The organism is Stutzerimonas kunmingensis (genome assembly GCF_900114065.1).
GTDB classification, from domain to species: Bacteria; Pseudomonadota; Gammaproteobacteria; order Pseudomonadales; family Pseudomonadaceae; genus Stutzerimonas; species Stutzerimonas kunmingensis.
The window spans coordinates 153145-170975 of record NZ_FORS01000005.1; the positions used below are offsets into that span (position 1 = coordinate 153145).

The 17831-nt window shown below is 65.6% G+C and carries 16 protein-coding genes; 13 read left to right on the forward strand and 3 right to left on the reverse strand.

The window, feature by feature from the left end; translation table 11 throughout:
• Positions 1–111: 111 nt before the first annotated feature.
• Complete coding sequence (gene glcC / locus BM275_RS14120) at positions 112–885, reverse strand: transcriptional regulator GlcC (RefSeq protein ID WP_041015224.1); 774 nt, start codon at positions 883–885, stop codon at positions 112–114.
• A gap of 238 nt (positions 886–1123) precedes the next feature.
• Between glcC and glcD the strand changes: the two genes are divergently transcribed.
• The 10 genes from glcD to BM275_RS14170 all read left to right on the forward strand — a co-directional run bounded on the left by glcD (position 1124) and on the right by BM275_RS14170 (position 11944).
• The gene (gene glcD, locus BM275_RS14125) at positions 1124–2623 is read left to right on the forward strand and encodes a glycolate oxidase subunit GlcD (protein ID WP_015278497.1); all 1500 of its coding nucleotides are present in this window, start codon (positions 1124–1126) and stop codon (positions 2621–2623) included.
• Positions 2623–3684: a glycolate oxidase subunit GlcE gene (gene glcE / locus BM275_RS14130; RefSeq protein ID WP_090521881.1), complete on the forward strand. Its 1062-nt coding sequence runs from the start codon at positions 2623–2625 to the stop codon at positions 3682–3684. Before glcD ends, glcE begins: the two co-directional genes overlap by 1 nt.
• A 1-nt stretch (position 3685) precedes the next feature.
• Positions 3686–4903 (forward strand): glycolate oxidase subunit GlcF, encoded by a 1218-nt coding sequence (gene glcF, locus BM275_RS14135; protein ID WP_090521883.1) that lies wholly within the window; start codon positions 3686–3688, stop codon positions 4901–4903.
• Positions 4904–4976: 73 nt separating this feature from the next.
• Complete coding sequence (locus BM275_RS14140) at positions 4977–5381, forward strand: heme-binding protein (protein WP_023444558.1); 405 nt, start codon at positions 4977–4979, stop codon at positions 5379–5381.
• 20 nt (positions 5382–5401) lie between these two features.
• Complete coding sequence (locus BM275_RS14145) at positions 5402–7582, forward strand: malate synthase G (RefSeq protein WP_090521885.1); 2181 nt, start codon at positions 5402–5404, stop codon at positions 7580–7582.
• Positions 7583–7798: 216 nt separating this feature from the next.
• Positions 7799–9502: an L-lactate permease gene (locus tag BM275_RS14150; protein WP_090521887.1), complete on the forward strand. Its 1704-nt coding sequence runs from the start codon at positions 7799–7801 to the stop codon at positions 9500–9502.
• Positions 9503–9616: 114 nt separating this feature from the next.
• Positions 9617–9784, forward strand: a complete 168-nt coding sequence (gene rd, locus BM275_RS14155; protein ID WP_003283319.1) for a rubredoxin — start codon at positions 9617–9619, stop codon at positions 9782–9784.
• Between the two features lie 36 nt (positions 9785–9820).
• Positions 9821–11005 (forward strand): NAD(P)/FAD-dependent oxidoreductase, encoded by a 1185-nt coding sequence (locus tag BM275_RS14160; protein ID WP_090521889.1) that lies wholly within the window; start codon positions 9821–9823, stop codon positions 11003–11005.
• A 149-nt stretch (positions 11006–11154) separates the two neighbouring features.
• Entirely contained in the window at positions 11155–11427 is a 273-nt protein-coding gene (locus BM275_RS14165; protein WP_003283322.1) for an HU family DNA-binding protein, read from the forward strand.
• Between the two features lie 142 nt (positions 11428–11569).
• Positions 11570–11944: an SCP2 sterol-binding domain-containing protein gene (locus BM275_RS14170; RefSeq protein ID WP_041015218.1), complete on the forward strand. Its 375-nt coding sequence runs from the start codon at positions 11570–11572 to the stop codon at positions 11942–11944.
• Positions 11945–12089: 145 nt separating this feature from the next.
• Here BM275_RS14170 and BM275_RS14175 read toward each other — a convergent pair whose 3' ends face one another.
• The gene (locus BM275_RS14175; protein WP_090521892.1) at positions 12090–12992 is read right to left on the reverse strand and encodes a LysR family transcriptional regulator; all 903 of its coding nucleotides are present in this window, start codon (positions 12990–12992) and stop codon (positions 12090–12092) included.
• A 169-nt stretch (positions 12993–13161) separates the two neighbouring features.
• On the opposite strand from BM275_RS14175, the gene BM275_RS14180 reads away from it, so the two are divergent.
• Positions 13162–14343 carry an acyl-CoA dehydrogenase gene (locus BM275_RS14180; protein ID WP_090521894.1) on the forward strand — a complete coding sequence of 394 codons (1182 nt, stop codon included), beginning with the start codon at positions 13162–13164 and terminating at the stop codon, positions 14341–14343.
• 134 nt (positions 14344–14477) lie between these two features.
• Complete coding sequence (locus BM275_RS14185; protein ID WP_090521896.1) at positions 14478–15701, forward strand: CaiB/BaiF CoA transferase family protein; 1224 nt, start codon at positions 14478–14480, stop codon at positions 15699–15701.
• A gap of 6 nt (positions 15702–15707) precedes the next feature.
• On the opposite strand, the gene BM275_RS14190 is transcribed toward BM275_RS14185, so the two are convergent.
• The gene (locus tag BM275_RS14190) at positions 15708–16721 is read right to left on the reverse strand and encodes a zinc-binding alcohol dehydrogenase family protein (protein WP_090521898.1); all 1014 of its coding nucleotides are present in this window, start codon (positions 16719–16721) and stop codon (positions 15708–15710) included.
• A gap of 100 nt (positions 16722–16821) precedes the next feature.
• Here BM275_RS14190 and BM275_RS14195 point away from each other — a divergent pair, with 100 nt between their 5' ends.
• Positions 16822–17742, forward strand: a complete 921-nt coding sequence (locus BM275_RS14195) for a LysR family transcriptional regulator (protein WP_090521900.1) — start codon at positions 16822–16824, stop codon at positions 17740–17742.
• Positions 17743–17831: the final 89 nt, after the last annotated feature.

Here is a 17831-nt window from a genome sequence, read left to right on the forward strand (position 1 = left end):
GCGTCAGAGCTAGCGGAAAAGAGCGGCGAGTCTAGCATGCGACTTGGGCGCGGCACGGGTGCGGGCTGTCCGGCCAGGCTGTAGCCGCGCTCGGTAAACGCTACATACGCCTCAGGTCCAGCCTTCAAGGCGCATGGTGGCGCGCACCAGGCGCTGCTCTTCCTGCTCGATCTCCTTGAGATTGTCGCGAATGCCGTGGATATGGTCGCGTGCCGCACGCTGGGCCTGTTCCGGCAGACGCTCGATCACCGCGTGATAGAGCCGCGAGTGCTGGCGGTCGATCTGGCGCTTCTGTGCCGGTCGGTGGTATAGGTTGTTCACCGAGGCGAAAACCGTGCTGAGCATCAGGTCGGTCAGCGACTGCAGCGTGTGCACCAGCACCGGGTTGTGCGAGGCCTCGCAGATCGCCAGATGAAACGCATGGTCGAGGCGGGCGTGCTCGCGGGGGTCGGCGCCGTCCTCGCTGGCGTGGGCGGCGAGCATTTCCTCGTAGCGGCGGCCGAGCAGCACGAAATCCGCATCGGTGCCGCGCAGGGCGGCCAGCCGTGCCGACTCGCTTTCCAGCAGCGCGCGTACTTCCAGCAGGTCGTAGAGCGTGCGCGGTTGCGAGTTGAACAGGTGCATCAGCGGGCTGGCGTCGTGGTTGCCGGACAGTTCGGCGACGAAAGAGCCACGGCCCTGGGACGTTTCGATGATGCCGCGCCCGCGCAGCACCCGCAGGCCCTCGCGCAACGCCGAGCGGGAAATGCCCAGCTTCTCGCACAGACGGCGTTCCGATGGCAGCGCCTGGCCGACCTTCAATACGCCGTCGACGATCAGCCGTTCGATGCGCTCGGCGACGACATCGGCGACTTGACGACGGTCATTGTGGTTTTCGTTCTGCATTTCCTTCGTTCTCCTACTGGTAGGACCAGTTTGGCGGAAGTTTACCCTGAATGCCTGAATGCCAGTAACAGCACCGTCTGGAGGGCTATTTGGTAGTGCCTTTCATCGGGCGACTACAAAAAACTGGTAGGACCAGTTATCTGGGGCATGGACGCGCGCCCACCTTCGACGTTAAAGATGCGTCATTCCACCGCAGCCGTGCGCGCTGGCTGTGGCCCCACGAGAACTGGAACCTGCCATGAACATTCTCTACGACGAACGCGTCGATGGTGCGTTGCCCAAGGTCGACAAGGCTGCCCTGCTGGCCGAACTGCAGGCGCAGCTGCCCGACCTGGACATCCTCCACCGCAGCGAGGACCTCAAGCCCTACGAGTGCGACGGCCTTTCCGCCTACCGCACCACGCCGCTGCTGGTGGTGCTGCCCGAGCGTATCGAGCAGGTCGAGACGCTGCTCAAGCTCTGCCATCAGCGCGGCGTGCCGGTGGTTGCCCGTGGCGCCGGTACCGGTCTGTCCGGCGGCGCGCTGCCACTGGAGCAGGGCATCCTGCTGGTCATGGCGCGTTTCAACAAGATTCTCGAAGTCGACCCGGCTGGGCGCTTCGCCCGGGTCCAGCCCGGCGTGCGCAACCTGGCGATCTCCCAGGCCGCGGCCCCCTATGAGCTGTACTACGCGCCGGACCCCTCGTCGCAGATCGCCTGCTCCATCGGCGGCAACGTCGCCGAGAATGCCGGCGGCGTGCATTGCCTGAAGTACGGCCTGACCGTGCACAACCTGCTCAAGGTGGACATCCTCACCGTCGAAGGCGAGCGCATGACGCTCGGCTCCGACGCCTTGGATTCGCCAGGCTTCGACCTGCTGGCGCTGTTCACCGGCTCCGAAGGCATGCTCGGCATCGTCACCGAGGTGACGGTCAAGCTGCTGCCCAAGCCGCAGGTGGCCAAGGTGCTGCTCGCCGCCTTCGACTCTGTGGAGAAGGCCGGTCGTGCGGTGGGCGACATCATCGCCGCCGGCATCATCCCCGGTGGCCTGGAAATGATGGACAACCTGTCGATCCGCGCTGCCGAAGACTTCATCCACGCCGGTTATCCGGTGGATGCCGAGGCGATTCTGCTCTGCGAACTCGACGGCGTCGAAGCAGACGTTCACGACGACTGCGCCCGCGTCAGCGAAGTGCTGAAGCTGGCCGGTGCCACCGAAGTGCGCCTGGCCAAGGACGAAGCCGAGCGCGTGCGTTTCTGGGCCGGACGCAAGAACGCCTTCCCGGCGGTCGGGCGTATCTCGCCGGACTACTACTGCATGGACGGCACCATTCCGCGCCGCGAGCTGCCGGGTGTGCTCAAGGGCATCTCCGATCTCTCCGAGCAGTTCGGCCTGCGCGTGGCCAACGTGTTCCATGCCGGCGACGGCAACATGCACCCGCTGATTCTCTTTGATGCCAACCAGCCCGGTGAGCTGGAGCGCGCCGAAGACCTGGGCGGCAAGATCCTCGAACTCTGCGTGAAGGTCGGCGGCAGCATTACCGGCGAACACGGCGTCGGCCGCGAGAAGATCAATCAGATGTGCTCGCAGTTCAACGCCGACGAACTGACGCTGTTCCACGCGGTGAAGGCGGCCTTCGACCCGAGCGGCTTGCTCAATCCGGGCAAGAACATCCCGACCCTGCATCGCTGCGCCGAATTCGGCCGCATGCACATCCACAACGGCCAGCTGCCTTTCCCCGAACTGGAGCGTTTCTGATGTCCGTAATCGCCAACGACGCCAGCGCGCAGTTGCTGGATCAGGTCAACCAGGCACTTGCCGCCAACACGCCGCTGCGCATTCAGGGCAGCGGCAGCAAGGCTTTCCTCGGCCGGCAGGTCGACGGCGTACTGCTCGATACCCGCGAGCACCGCGGCATCGTCAGCTATGACCCCACCGAACTGGTGGTCACCGTCCGCGCCGGCACGCCGCTTACGGAGCTGGAAGCCGCGCTGGATGCTGCAGGGCAGATGCTGCCTTGCGAGCCGCCCCACTTCGGCGAGGGCGCCACCGTCGGCGGCATGATCGCTGCCGGGCTGTCCGGCCCGCGTCGTCCGTGGAGCGGTTCGGTGCGCGATTTCGTGCTCGGCTCGCGGGTCATCACCGGCCAGGGCAAGCACCTGCGTTTCGGTGGCGAGGTGATGAAGAACGTCGCCGGCTACGACCTGTCGCGCCTGATGGCCGGCAGCTTCGGTTGCCTCGGCGTACTCACCGAAGTCTCGCTCAAGGTCCTGCCCAAGCCGCGCCTGTGCACCAGCCTGCGTCTGGAAATCGACCTCGACAGCGCACTGCTCAAGCTCGCCGAGTGGGGCCAGCAGCCGATCCCGATCAGCGCCGCCAGCCATGATGGCCAGGCGCTGCACCTGCGTCTGGAAGGCGGCGAAGGCTCTGTTGGTGCGGCCCGCGAGCGTATTGGTGGCGAGGATCTCGACCCCGGCTACTGGAACGATCTGCGCGAGCAGCGCCTGGCCTTCTTCGCCGACCCGCTTCCGTTGTGGCGCCTGTCGCTGCCGAACAACACGCCGGCGTTGGGTCTGCCCGGCGATCAGCTGGTGGACTGGGCCGGTGCCCAGCGCTGGCTGAAGTCCGATGCCGACGCGGTGACCATCCGCGGCATCGCCATCGAGGTCGGCGGCCATGCCACCTGCTTCAGCGAAGGTGCCACGACCAATCCGTTCCAGCCGCTGGCGGCACCGCTGCTGCGCTATCACCGCCAGCTCAAGGCCGCGCTGGATCCGCAGGGGATCTTCAACCCCGGCCGCATGTATTCCGAGGTCTGATATGCAAACCAATCTGAGCGAAGCGGCCAAGCGGTTGCCGCGCGCCGAAGAAGCCGAAAGCATCCTGCGCTCCTGCGTGCATTGCGGCTTCTGCAATGCCACCTGTCCGACCTACCAGCTGCTGGGCGACGAGCTGGACGGCCCGCGCGGGCGCATCTACCTGATGAAGCAGATGTTCGAAGGCGGCGAGGTGACCGAGAGCACCCAGCTGCACCTGGACCGCTGCCTGACCTGCCGCAACTGCGAGACCACCTGCCCGTCCGGGGTGAAGTACCACAACCTGCTGGACATCGGCCGCGATTTCATCGAGCAGCAGGTGCAGCGCCCGCTGGGCGAGCGCATCGTGCGCGGTGGCCTGCGCACGGTGATCCCGCGCCCGGGCCTGTTCAAGGCGTTGCTGGGCGCAGGCAACGCGCTGAAGCCGCTGATGCCGGCCTCGCTCAAGGATCACCTGCCGCGCGAGATCCGCCCTGCCAAGCCGCGCCCGCAGGTGATGCACAGCCGTCGCATGCTGATTCTCGAAGGCTGCGTGCAGCCTAGCCTGTCGCCGAGCACCAATGCCGCCGCAGCGCGCGTGCTCGACCGCCTGGGCATCAGCGTCAGTCCGGCGCGCGAAGCCGGCTGCTGTGGCGCGGTGGACTACCACCTCAATGCCCAGGATGCCGGCCTGGATCGTGCGCGGCGCAACATCGACGCCTGGTGGCCGGCCATCGAAGCCGGTGCCGAAGCCATCGTGCAGACCGCCAGCGGCTGCGGCGCCTTCGTCAAGGAATACGGTCATTTGCTCAAGGATGACCCGGCCTACGCCGCCAAGGCCGCGCGGGTCAGCGAGCTTGCCAAGGATCTGGTCGAAGTGCTGCGCAGCGCCGAGCTGGAAAAGCTCAACGTGCGTGCCGACAAGCGCATGGCCTTCCATTGCCCGTGCACCCTGCAGCACGCACAGAAGCTCGGCGGCGCGGTCGAAGACGTGCTCACCCGCCTGGGCTACCAGCTCACCGCGGTGCCGGATGCGCACCTGTGCTGTGGCTCGGCCGGCAGCTATTCGATCACCCAGCCGGAGATTTCCCACCAGCTGCGCGACAACAAGCTCAACGCGCTGGAGAGCGGCAAGCCGGAAGTGATCGTCACCGCCAACATCGGCTGCCAGACCCACCTCGACGGCGCCGGCCGCACGCCGGTCAAGCACTGGATCGAAGTGGTCGAGGAATCGATGCAGTAGCAACGCCTCATGGTTCGGTCGCCCAGTCAGGGCGGCCAGCGAACAACCGAAATACCAAGACAGGAGAATCGAGATGAAAAGCAAAGCCGTACTGAGCCAGACCGAAGTCGCCACCATCCTTGCCGCCGCCCGTGCCGAAGCGCAGGCCAACGGCTGGGCCGTGACCATCGTCGTCGCCGACGACGGCGGCCATCCGCTGGCGCTGGAGCGTCTGGACGGCTGTGCGCCGATCGCCTCCTACATCGCCACCGAGAAGGCCCGCAGCTCGGCGCTCGGCCGTCGCGAAACCAAGGGCTATGAAGACATGGTCAACGGTGGCCGCAGCGCCTTCCTCTCCGCGCCGGTGGTCTGCTCGCTGGAAGGCGGCGTGCCGGTGGTGGTCGACGGCCAGGTGATCGGCGCGGTCGGTGTGTCCGGCGTGACCGCCACGCAGGACGCCCAGATCGCCAAGGCCGGCGTCGCCGCCCTGGCCAACTGAACAAGAGAGGAGAACGACTGATGACCGAGCGTGTAACCCTGGGCCGCCTGCAAGTCGCGGCCAATCTGCAGCGTTTCATCGAAGACGAAGTTCTGCCGGGCACCGGTATCGAAGCCGCCGCCTTCTGGCAGGGCCTGGACGCCCTGGTCCACGACCTGGCGCCGAAGAACCGTGAGCTGCTCGCCGAGCGCGACCGTATGCAGGTCGAGCTGGACAGCTGGCATAAGGCCAATCCCGGCCCAATCAAGGACATGGCTGCCTACCGCGCCTTCCTCGAGTCCATCGGCTACCTGCTGCCGGTGCCGGGCGAGGTGAGGATCGAAACCGCCAACGTCGACAGCGAGATCGCCACTCAGGCCGGCCCGCAGCTGGTGGTGCCGATCATGAACGCCCGCTATGCGCTGAACGCCGCCAACGCCCGCTGGGGTTCGCTGTATGACGCCCTGTACGGCACCGACGCCATCTCCGAAGAGGGCGGCGCGCAGAAGGGCCCGGGCTACAACGAAGTCCGTGGCGCCAAGGTCATCGCCTACGCACGCAACTTCCTCGATCAGGCTGCGCCGCTGGCCGAAGGCAGCCACGCCGATGCCACCGCCTACCGCGTGCAGGACGGCCAGCTGAAGGTCACCCTGGAGAACGGCAGCGTCACCGGCCTCAAGCAGCCGGAAAAATTCGTCGGCTTCCAGGGCGAAGCGGTCGAGCCGAAAGCCGTGCTGCTGAAGAACAATGGCCTGCATGTCGAGATCCAGTTCGATCCGAACAGCCCGATCGGCCAGACCGATGCTGCTGGCGTGAAGGACCTGCTGGTCGAGTCCGCCGTTTCCACCATCCTCGACTGCGAAGACTCGGTCGCCGCGGTGGATGCCGACGACAAGGTGCTGGCCTACCGCAACTGGCTGGGCATCGTGCAGGGCACCCTCAGCGAGGAAGTCGCCAAGGGCAGCTCGAGCTTCGTCCGCCGCCTGAACCCGGACCGCGAATACAGCGCGCCCAACGGTGGTGAACTGAAGCTGCACGGTCGCTCGCTGCTGTTCATCCGCAATGTCGGTCACCTGATGACCAACCCGGCGATCCTGCTGGAAGACGGCGGCGAGATCCCGGAAGGCATCATGGACGGCGTGTTCACCAGCCTGATCGCCAAGCATGACCTCAAGCGCAAGGGCAACTCGCGCACCGGCAGCGTCTACATCGTCAAGCCGAAGATGCACGGGCCGAAGGAAGTCGCCTTCGCCGACGAGCTGTTCGGTCGCGTCGAGGACCTGATCGGTGTGCCTCGCTATACCCTGAAAATGGGCATCATGGACGAGGAGCGCCGTACCAGCGCCAACCTCAAGGCCTGCATCGCCGCAGCTAAGCACCGCGTGGCCTTCATCAATACCGGCTTCCTCGACCGTACCGGTGACGAGATGCACACCTGCATGGAAGCCGGCCCGGTGCTGCGCAAGGGCGACATGAAATCCACCCCATGGATCCAGTCCTACGAGCGCAACAACGTGCTGGTCGGCCTGGCCTGCGGCCTGCGCGGCAAGGCGCAGATCGGCAAGGGCATGTGGGCCATGCCGGACCTGATGGCGGCCATGCTCGAGCAGAAGATCGGCCATCCGAAATCCGGTGCCAACACCGCCTGGGTACCGTCGCCGACCGGCGCCACCCTGCATGCGCTGCATTACCACCAGGTGAACGTGCAGGCCGTGCAGAGCGAGCTGGAAAAGGTCGATCTGGCCGCCGAGCGCGATCAACTGCTCAACGACCTGCTGACCATCCCGGTGGTCGCCGAGGACAAGTGGAGCGCTGAGGAGAAGCAGCAGGAGCTGGACAACAACTGCCAGGGCATCCTCGGCTACGTGGTGCGCTGGGTCGAGCAGGGCGTCGGCTGCTCCAAGGTGCCGGACATCCACAATGTCGGCCTGATGGAGGACCGCGCCACCCTGCGTATCTCCAGCCAGCACGTGGCCAACTGGTTGCACCATGGCGTGGTGACCCGCGAGCAGGTGCAGGAAACCCTGGAGCGCATGGCCAAGGTGGTCGACCAGCAGAATGCCGGTGATCCGCTCTATCGCGCCATGTCTGCCGACTACACTCAGTCGGCGGCCTTCCAGGCGGCCTGTGATCTGGTGTTCAAGGGGCGCGAGCAGCCTGCCGGTTATACCGAGCCTCTGCTGCACGCCTGGCGCCAGCGTTTCAAGGCGGCCCAGGGCTGACAGGCAGGATCGGCCGCGTGCTGCCGGAAGCCCGGCGCATGCGGTAAAGGACAGAAGCCCCAGGCGCTCCACGGCGCCCGGGGCTTTCGAGCATGAGCGGCGAGGTTTCGGCCTGGTCGCTGCGAGGCGCGCCGTGTGGGGGCGTTTCATGCGAGGCACCGGGCATGCCCGGACACAATAGAAGCGGTTCACAACAAAAAAGCAGGGACCCAACAAATGAGTCAAACACTACTGTCCATCCTGGCCTTCGTGCCGCTGGTGCTGGCGGGTGTGCTGCTGATCGGCTTTCGCTGGCCGGCCAAGTACGCCATGCCGCTGGTTTTCGTCCTCACTGCAGTGATCGGCCTGCTGGCCTGGGACATGACCCTCAACCGGGTCATCGCCTCGACCTTGCAGGGCCTGATCCTCACCGCGGCGATCCTCTGGATCATCTTCGGTGCGATTCTGCTGCTAAACACGCTGAAACATTCCGGGGGGATCAGTTCGATTCGGCGTGGCTTCTCCAATGTCAGTCCTGACCGTCGCGTTCAGGTGCTGATCGTCGCCTGGCTGTTCGGCTGCTTCATCGAGGGGGCCTCGGGCTTCGGTACGCCGGCTGCGGTGGCGGCGCCGCTGATGGTCGCGCTGGGCTTCCCGGCTCTGGCGGCAGTGGTCATGGGGATGATGGTGCAGTCCACGCCGGTATCCTTCGGCGCGGTGGGCACGCCGATTCTGGTCGGCGTCGGTGCGGGGCTGGACAAGACCGGTATCAGCGAGCAGCTGGCAGCGGTGGGCAGCAACTGGGAGGTGTTCTTCCACCTGATCTTCTCGCGCGTCGCCATCATCCATGCGCTGTGCGGGATTCTCATGCCGCTGATCATGGTCAGCATCATGACCCGCTACTTCGGCCGCAACAAATCCTGGACCGAAGGTCTGGCGGTTGCGCCGTTCGCCGTGTTCACCGGTCTGGCCTTCGTCATTCCGTATGCCGCGGCGGGTGTGTTCCTCGGTCCGGAATTCCCGTCGATGATCGGTGCGCTGGTCGGTCTGGCCATCGTTGTGCCGGCGGCCAAGGCCGGTTTCCTGCTGCCCAAGGACAGCTGGGATTTCGCCCCGGCGAGCGAGTGGCCATCCGAGTGGATGGGCAAGATCGAGATGAAGATCGAGGACGTCGCCGGCAAGACGCCGATTTCGGTGCCGATGGCCTGGGCGCCGTATCTGATCCTCGCAGCACTGCTGGTGGCGTCGCGGGTGTTCCCGGATTTCAAGGCGCTGCTGATGTCGTTCAGCTTCGGCTGGAAGGACATCCTCGGTGAGACCGGCGTGTCCGGTACGCTGGAGCCGCTGTACCTGCCGGGTGGCATTCTCTGCATCGTGGTGCTGATCACCTTCTTCCTGCATCGGATGAAGGCAGGTGAGCTGGGCGCGGCGATTTCCGAGTCGAGCAAGACCCTGCTTGGCGCGGGCTTCGTGCTGATCTTCACTATCCCGATGGTGCGGATCCTGATCAACTCGGGCGTGAACGGCTCCGATCTAGTGTCCATGCCGGTGGCCATGGCGCAGTTGGTGGCCAACAGCGTGGGTAGCGTCTATCCGTTCTTCGCTCCGGCAGTCGGTGCGCTGGGCGCCTTCATCGCCGGTTCCAACACCGTATCCAACCTGATGCTGTCGCAGTTCCAGTTCAACACCGCGGGGCTGCTCGGCCTGTCTGGTGCACTGATGGTGGCGCTGCAGTCGGTGGGTGCGGCGGCGGGCAACATGATCGCCATTCACAACGTGGTGGCGGCTTCGGCCACGGTAGGCCTGCTCGGTCGCGAAGGGATCACCCTGCGCAAGACCATGCTGCCGACCCTGTACTACCTCATCCTGGCCGGCACCATCGGCCTGATCGGGTTCTACGTGATGGGCATCAGCGACCCGCTGGCGGGTACCGCAGGCTAAGCCTGGCGGTATCGCGACGGGCGGCTCAGGCCGCCCGTTTTCATTTGTGGAATTGGTGCGGCGCGCTGTTCTGGTATAGCGTGCGTCGCAGTCGAAAGAGCATCGAGGTTACCCATGAAGAAATGGCAATGTGTGGTGTGCGGCTACATCTATGACGAAGCGCTGGGCGTACCGGAAGAAGGTATCGCGCCCGGGACGGCCTGGGAAGACGTGCCGGAAGACTGGGTTTGCCCGGACTGCGGTGTCGGCAAGATGGACTTCGAAATGATCGCCATCGGCTGAAAACCGTATCGCCAACCACCCATACGAGGACATGACGTGAGCGCACCTGTAGTCATCATCGGTACCGGCCTGGCCGGCTACAATCTGGCCCGTGAATTCCGCAAGCTGGACACGCAGACGCCGCTGTTGCTGATCACCGCCGATGACGGGCGCTCCTACTCCAAACCGTTGCTGTCCACCGGTTTCGCCGCCAACAAGAACGCCGAAAGCCTGGGCATGGCCACCGCCGGTGCCATGGCCGAGCAGCTGAACGCCGAGATTCGCATCCATACCCGCGTCACCCGCCTCGATCCGGCGAATCGGCGCGTGTGGATCGGCAATGAACCGGTCTCATATCGCGATCTGGTACTGGCCTGGGGGGCGCAGACGATCCAGGTGCCGGTCGCAGGCGATGCCGCCGACGCAGTATTCCTGATCAACGACCTGCACGATTACGGCCGCTTCCGCGCCGCCGTCGCCGGCAAGCGCCGCGTGCTGATCCTCGGCGCCGGGCTGATCGGCTGCGAGTTCGCCAACGACCTGCTGCTGGGCGGCCACGAGGTCGATCTGGTCGCGCCGAGCGAGCAGGTCATGCCCGGCCTGCTGCCGCTGCAGGCGGCCCAAGCGGTAAGGCGTGGCCTGGAGGGCATCGGCGCGCGCTTCCACCTGGGCTCAACGCTGCAGCGCCTCGAACGCAGTGACAACGGCCTGCAGGCGCAGCTTTCCGATGGCAATCGGCTGGCCTGCGATCTGGTGGTCAGCGCCGTTGGCCTGCGCCCGCGCACCGAGCTGGCTGCCGAGGCGGGGCTTGAGGTCAAGCGCGGCATCGTCGTTGATCGCCTGCTGCAGACCTCGGCGGCCCACGTCTACGCCCTCGGCGATTGCGCGGAAGTGGAGGGGTTGAACCTGCTCTACGTCATGCCGCTGATGGCCGGTGCGCGCGCCATGGCTAAAACACTGTTTGGCAATCCTACCTTTGTCAGTTATGGCCCCATGCCGGTCACCGTAAAGACCCCGGCATGCCCGGTGGTGGTCTCACTGCCCGCTGCCGGTAGCGCAGGCGAGTGGACCGTCGAGGCGCAGGGGAATGATGTGAAAGCGCTCTATCTCGGTGCCTCCGGGCAGCTGCTCGGCTACGCCCTGACCGGCGCGGCGGTGCAGGAGCGGCTGGGGCTGAACAAGCAGCTGCCGCCGGTGCTGGCGGAACTACCGCAAATTCTGTCGCTAAAGTCCCCCGGCTGAGCTGGCGAGCCGCCTACAGGGACTGGCGCAGGTGCTAGCGCCGTGCCATTCTCCATGGGTCTGCCCCAGCCTAGAGCTGTTGCAGCGCCTTTAGCGCTGTTCTTGTGAACAGTACGGACACAACAACAAAAACGTCTCAGAGGCTCCCAATGCGTAAACCGGAACTCGCCGCAGCCATTGCCGAGAAGGCCGATCTGTCCAAGGACCAGGCCAATCGCGTACTCAACGCCGTGCTGGATGAAATCACCAACGCGCTGAACCGCAAGGACAGCGTGACCCTGGTTGGTTTCGGCACCTTCGTTCAGCGCCACCGTGGTGCCCGCACCGGGAAAAACCCGCAGACCGGGCAACCGGTAACCATCAAGGCCAGCAATACCGTCGCGTTCAAACCGGGCAAGATGCTCAAAGACGCCGTCAACTGACGCTGCGCCGACCCGGAGCCGATCGGCTCCGGGTAAACCTGACCAGCCGGTCCGCCCCAGACCCGTTCGTACCCGTCCTTCCCCCCGCCGATCAAGCCACTACAATGCGGCCTTCCTCTCGTACCGGTCGGGACTACACGTCATGAAATTCCGCTTTCTGCTTTGGATGCTGGGCCGCCTGATGGCCAAGGCCAGCCGCACCAATCCCGAGTTCCAGCAGCAGCTGGGCGACAAGGACCTGAGCTTCCAGCTGCACACTCTGGACGGCAAGGTCGCCCGGCATTTCGTGGTGAAGAACCAGCGCGTCACCAGCAAGCGCGGTCCTGCGAGCGAGCCGGCTTTCTCCCTGGGGTTCAAGGATGCCGCCTATGGCTTCGCTACCATGACGGCGAAGAACAAGCAGCTGGCGTTCATGCAGGGAATTCAGAACAAGGACATCCAGATCCAGGGGAATCCGGCTCTGGTGATGTGGTTTCAGGGATTGATGAAGTATCTGAAGCCTCGTAAGAAGAAGTAGTTTCGCCTGTGCCCGCGATTCGGCGCGCTCATTCTGGATGTCCTGGCACCTGGCTCGTCAGACCCAAACCTGCACGCCACCTGTGGTGGAAAACGCTGCGCGGTTGCCACCCTACGGCCCTTCAGGTGCCAAATTCCTCACGTCCCTACGCCCCCTCCCGCCAAACCCTCGCTTCCTCCTTCAACCAGTCCCGAAACGCCACCAGCCCCGCCGACTCCACCTTGCGCTCCGGAATCATCAGGTAGTACGCCCGCGTCTCGCTGCGATAGGCGTGCGGATGCGCCAGCACCAGCCGTCCCTCGGCCAGTTCCCGCTGGATCAGGAACGGCGGGATCAGCGCCACCCCCATGCCATGCTCGGCTGCCTGCGCCAGCATGGAGAACAGTTCCAGCCGCGGCCCGGTCATGTCACGGGCGACTTTCAACTCCAATGAATCGAACCACTGCCGCCAGGCATAGGGTCGGGTGGTCTGCTGCAGCAGCGGCAGTTCGGCCAGGGCGTGGGTCGTGAACGGCCGACCATCGCGCAGCAGGGCCGGACTGCAGACTGGCTGCAGGTCCTCGGGCATCAGGTAGTGCGCCTCGGTACCGGACCAGTCGGCGTCGCCGAAGTAGATGGCGGCATCGAACTCGGTATCGGCAAAGAGAAACGGCCGGGTGCGGTTGGTCAGGTTCACCGTGATCTCCGGATGCAGCGCCTGGAAATGCCTGAGGCGTGGCACCAGCCATTGGGTGCCGAAAGTCGGCACCACCGCCAGCTCAAGGCTCATCGCGCCCTGCTGGCCCATCACCGACAGTGTGTCGCGCTCCACCGCGTCCAGTTGCGCGGCGATGCGGCGGGCGTAGGACTGGCCGGCGGCGGTCAGCTTCACGCCGCGTCGCGAACGGCGGAATAGCGCCAGGCCGAGAAATTCCTCCAGCCCGCCGATCTGTCGGCAGATCGCGCTCTGGGTCAGCGCCAGTTCGTCGGCCGCGCGGGTGAAGCTTTCGTGGCGGGCGGCGGCCTCGAAGGCGATCAGCGCGGCGGTACTGGGAATCTTGCGGCGCATTATGCAAAGACCTCACTGGATAATCCGGTTATTGGTCGGAAAGGATATCTCGGAGTGAGCAAAGCGCACAGTTCGGTGCGAAATCCTCGTTTGCGACCCGTTGGCGCCGCGCCTAGGATCAATCCATCCACGCGCAGCCGCGCTGCAGAACAAAACAAGAGGAGTTCCCATGGCCGGCAAAGCAAGCTTCAACTGGATCGACCCGCTGCTGCTCGATCAGCAGCTGACCGAAGAAGAGCGCATGGTGCGCGACAGCGCGGCGCAGTTCGCCGCGGACAAGCTGGCGCCGCGGGTGCTGGAAGCTTTCCGCCATGAACAGACCGATCCGGCGATCTTTCGCGAGATGGGCGAAACCGGCCTGCTCGGCGCGACCATTCCCGAAGCCTACGGTGGCAGCGGCCTGAACTACGTGTGCTACGGCCTGATCGCCCGCGAGGTCGAGCGCATCGATTCTGGCTACCGCTCGATGATGAGTGTGCAGTCCTCGCTGGTGATGGTGCCGATCTTCGAGTTCGGCAACGAGGCGACCAGACAGAAGTATCTGCCCAAGCTGGCCAGCGGCGAGTACATCGGCTGCTTCGGCCTGACCGAGCCGAACCATGGCTCAGACCCGGGCAGCATGGTCACCCGGGCGAAGAAGGTCGACGGCGGCTATCGCCTGTCCGGCAGCAAGATGTGGATCACCAACAGCCCGATCGCCGATGTGTTCGTGGTCTGGGCCAAGGATGACGCCGGCGAGATTCGCGGCTTCGTGCTGGAAAAGGGCTGGGAAGGGCTGTCCGCCCCGACGATTCACGGAAAAGTCGGCCTGCGCGCCTCGATCACCGGCGAGATCGTCATGGACAACGTGTTCTGCCCGGAAGAGAACGCCTTCCCCGACGTGCGCGGGCTGAAGGGCCCTTTCACCTGCCTGAACAGTGCCCGCTACGGCATCAGCTGGGGCGCGCTGGGCGCCGCCGAGTTCTGCTGGCACACCGCGCGCCAGTACGTGATCGACCGCCAGCAGTTCGGCCGGCCGCTGGCGGCCAACCAGCTGATCCAGAAGAAGTTGGCCGACATGCAGACCGAGATCAGCCTGGCCCTGCAGGGCTGCCTGCGCCTCGGCCGCATGAAGGACGAGGGCACCGCTGCGGTGGAAATCACCTCGATCATGAAGCGCAACAGCTGCGGCAAGGCGCTCGACGTGGCGCGCATGGCGCGCGACATGATGGGCGGCAATGGCATCAGCGACGAGTTCGGCGTGGCCCGCCACCTGGTCAACCTGGAGGTGGTGAACACCTACGAGGGCACCCATGACGTGCACGCGCTGATCCTCGGCCGCGCGCAGACTGGCATTCAGGCGTTCTTCTGAAACTGCGCCCCTCTCCCTCCGGGAGAGGGGCTGGGGGTGAGGGCGCTTGGCACTGCTCATGGTTCCCTCACCCAGGCCCTCTCCCACCGAGGCCAGGGTGCTTTCACCTTCCAATAGCCTTCGAGGTTTCGTCCATGCCCGGCGCCCTGTCCCATATCCGTGTTCTCGACCTGTCGCGCGTGCTCGCCGGGCCCTGGTGCGGGCAGATTCTCGGTGATCTCGGCGCCGAGGTGATCAAGGTCGAGCGCCCTGGCACGGGCGACGATACCCGCCATTGGGGCCCGCCCTATCTCAAGGACCAGCACGGCGAGAACACCTCGGAGGCCGCCTATTACCTGACCGCCAACCGCAACAAGCAGTCGCTGACCGTCGACTTCACCCGGCCCGAGGGCCAGCGCATCATCCGCGAGCTGGTGGCGCAGTGCGATGTGCTGCTGGAGAACTTCAAGGTCGGCGGGCTGGCCGCCTACGGGCTGGATTACGAAAGCCTGAAGGCGATCAATCCGCGGCTGATCTACTGCTCGATCACCGGTTTCGGCCAGGACGGCCCCTACGCCACACGTGCCGGCTACGACTTCATGATTCAGGGCCTAGGCGGGCTGATGAGCCTGACCGGCCGCAGCGATGCGGAGGAGGGCGCCGGGCCGGTGAAGGTCGGCGTGGCGCTGACCGATATCCTCACCGGCCTGTACGCCACCGTCGGCGTGCTCGCTGCGCTGGCACATCGCGAACGCAGCGGCGAGGGCCAGCAGATCGACACGGCGCTGCTCGACGTGCAGGTCGCCTGCCTCGGCAACCAGGCGCTCAACTATCTCACCACCGGCGTGGCGCCCAGGCGCATGGGCAATGCCCATCCGAACATCGTGCCCTATCAGGATTTCCCCACCGCCGATGGCGATATCATCCTCACCGTCGGCAACGACGGTCAGTTCCGCAAGTTCTGCGAGGTGGCCGAGCATCCCGAGTGGGCGGCCGATCCGCGCTTCGCCACGAACCGCGCGCGCGTTGCCCATCGCACCGAGCTGATTCCGCTGATTCGTCAGGTCTCGGTGTTCCGCACCACGGCCGAATGGGTCAGTGCGCTGGAGCAGGCCGGCGTGCCTTGCGGGCCGATCAACGACCTGGCCCAGGTGTTCGCCGACCCGCAGGTGCAGCACCGCGGGCTGAACGTCGAGATGCCGCACCCGCTGGCCGGCCACGTGCCGCAGGTGGCCAGCCCGCTGCGGCTGTCCGCTTCACCCGTGGATTACCGCATGCCGCCGCCACTGCTCGGCGAACACAGCGAGGCGCTGTTGCAGCGCCTGCTGGGCATGAGCGGCGAGCAGATCGCCAGCCTGCGCCAGGCCGGGGTTATCTAAAAGCTGTCAGAAACCTTCCAGCACGATCTTGCCCTTGGCCTTGCCGCTTTCCAGCAGGGCATGAGCACGGCGCAGATTGGCCGCGTTGATGGTGCCGAAATGTTCGCCGAGGGTGGTGCGCAGCACGCCCTGATCGACCAGCTGGCTGACGCGCTGCAGCAGGTGGTGCTGCTCGATCATGTCCGGCGTCTCGAACAGTGAGCGGGTGAACATCAGTTCCCAGTGCAGCGACAGGCTCTTGCGCTTGAGCTTCATCACGTCCAGCGGCTGGGCTGGATCGTCGATCAGCGCGAGGCGGCCCTGCGGCGTCAGTGCCTCGACCAGCTGGTCGAAGTGCTGATCGGTCTGGGTCAGGCTGGCGACATGGCTGACGCTGGCGAAACCGGCGCGCTGCAGCTCGGCGTGCAACGGCTGACTATGGTCGATGACATGGTGCGCGCCGAGTTCACGCGCCCAGGCCTGGGTTTCCGGACGCGAGGCGGTGGCGATCACGCTGACCTCGGTGAGCTGACGGGCCAGCTGCAGCATGATCGAACCGACGCCGCCGGCGGCTCCGACGATCAGCAGCTGCTGCCCGGCGCCATGGCCCTCCACCAGTTGCAGGCGTTCGAACAGCAGCTCCCAGGCGGTGATGGCGGTCAGCGGCAGCGCGGCGGCCTCGGCGAAGCCCAGACTCTGCGGCTTGCGTCCGACGATGCGCTCGTCCACCAGATGGCGTTCACTGTTGCCGCCGGCGCGGGCGATGGAGCCAGCGTAGTACACCTCGTCGCCGACCTTGAACAGGCTGACCTCGCTGCCCACCCCGACCACCACGCCGGCGACGTCCCAGCCCAGCACCTTCGGCTCGCCGGCCTCGGGCTGGGTGTTGCGGCGTACCTTGGTGTCTACCGGGTTGACCGAGATGGCGCGCACCTCCACCAGCAGGTCTCGCGGGCCGGGCACCGGCTCTGGTAGCTCCACGTCCTGCAGCGCGCGGGGATCGTCGATGGCGAGGGATTCGAAGTAGGCGACCGCTTTCATTCTGTTGCTCCGTATGGGTTCTGTGGGAGGGCATGCTCAGCTATTTGACGCGGCGGAAAAACGGGGCGATAAGCGAGGCTCTTTCAATAGGGTTTTGAAAATGCTGCGTATCGACGACCTGCAGCTGTTCGTCCGTACCGCCGACAGCGGCAGCCTTTCCGCGGCCGCGCGCGGGCTTGACGTGTCGCCCGCAGTGGCCAGTGCGGCCTTGAAGCGCCTCGAAGCGAGCCTGAGTGTGCGGCTGTTCGTGCGCTCCACCCGCAGCCTGCGCCTGACCGCCGAGGGCGAGGCTTATCTGCTGCATGCCCGGGCAGCACTGGCTAGCTTGCACGAGGGGGCACAGGCGCTCGCTGGTGGTCGCGAGGCGATCAGCGGCGTGCTGCAGCTGTCGGCGCCGTCCGACTTCGGGCGCAACGTGCTGCTGCCTTGGCTCGACGAATTCCAGGCGAGTCATCCGCAGTTGCAGCTGCGCCTGCTGCTGGGCGACGGGCTGACCGATCTGTTCCGTCAGCCGGTGGACATCGTCCTGCGCTATGGCGCGCCGGAGGATTCCAGCCTCGTCGCGCTGCCGGTCGCTGGCGAGAACCGCCGGGTGCTGTGCGCTTCGCCTGCCTACCTGCAACGGCACGGCGAGCCACGACGGCTGGACGAGCTGGCGGCGCACAACTGCCTGCGCTTCATGCTCGCCGGGCGCGTGCACGACCGCTGGTGCTTTCAGGAAGGACGCCGGGCGGTCACCGTGCAGGTCAGTGGTGACCGGGTCAGTGACGATGCCGACGTGGTGCGTCGTTGGGCGCTGGCCGGCAGCGGGCTGGCCTACAAGTCCTGGCTGGATATCGCCGACGACGTGGCAGCGGGCCGTCTACAGGTGCTGTTGCCGGACTGTCTTGGCGAGGCGGCGCCACTCAGCCTGCTCTGCGCCCATCGCGCGCAGTTGAGCAAGTCGGTGCGGCTGCTGCATGGACATCTGCAGACCCGTTGCAAGGCGCTGTTGGCGCGCGCGCCCTGGCATCTCATTTAGACGCGTTATTCATGCTCGAGCTGTGAGCTTTTGTTGCGCGCCTGAACTCTTATGGCGTTTGGCTATTCTTATCTGAGTACTGGTTAACA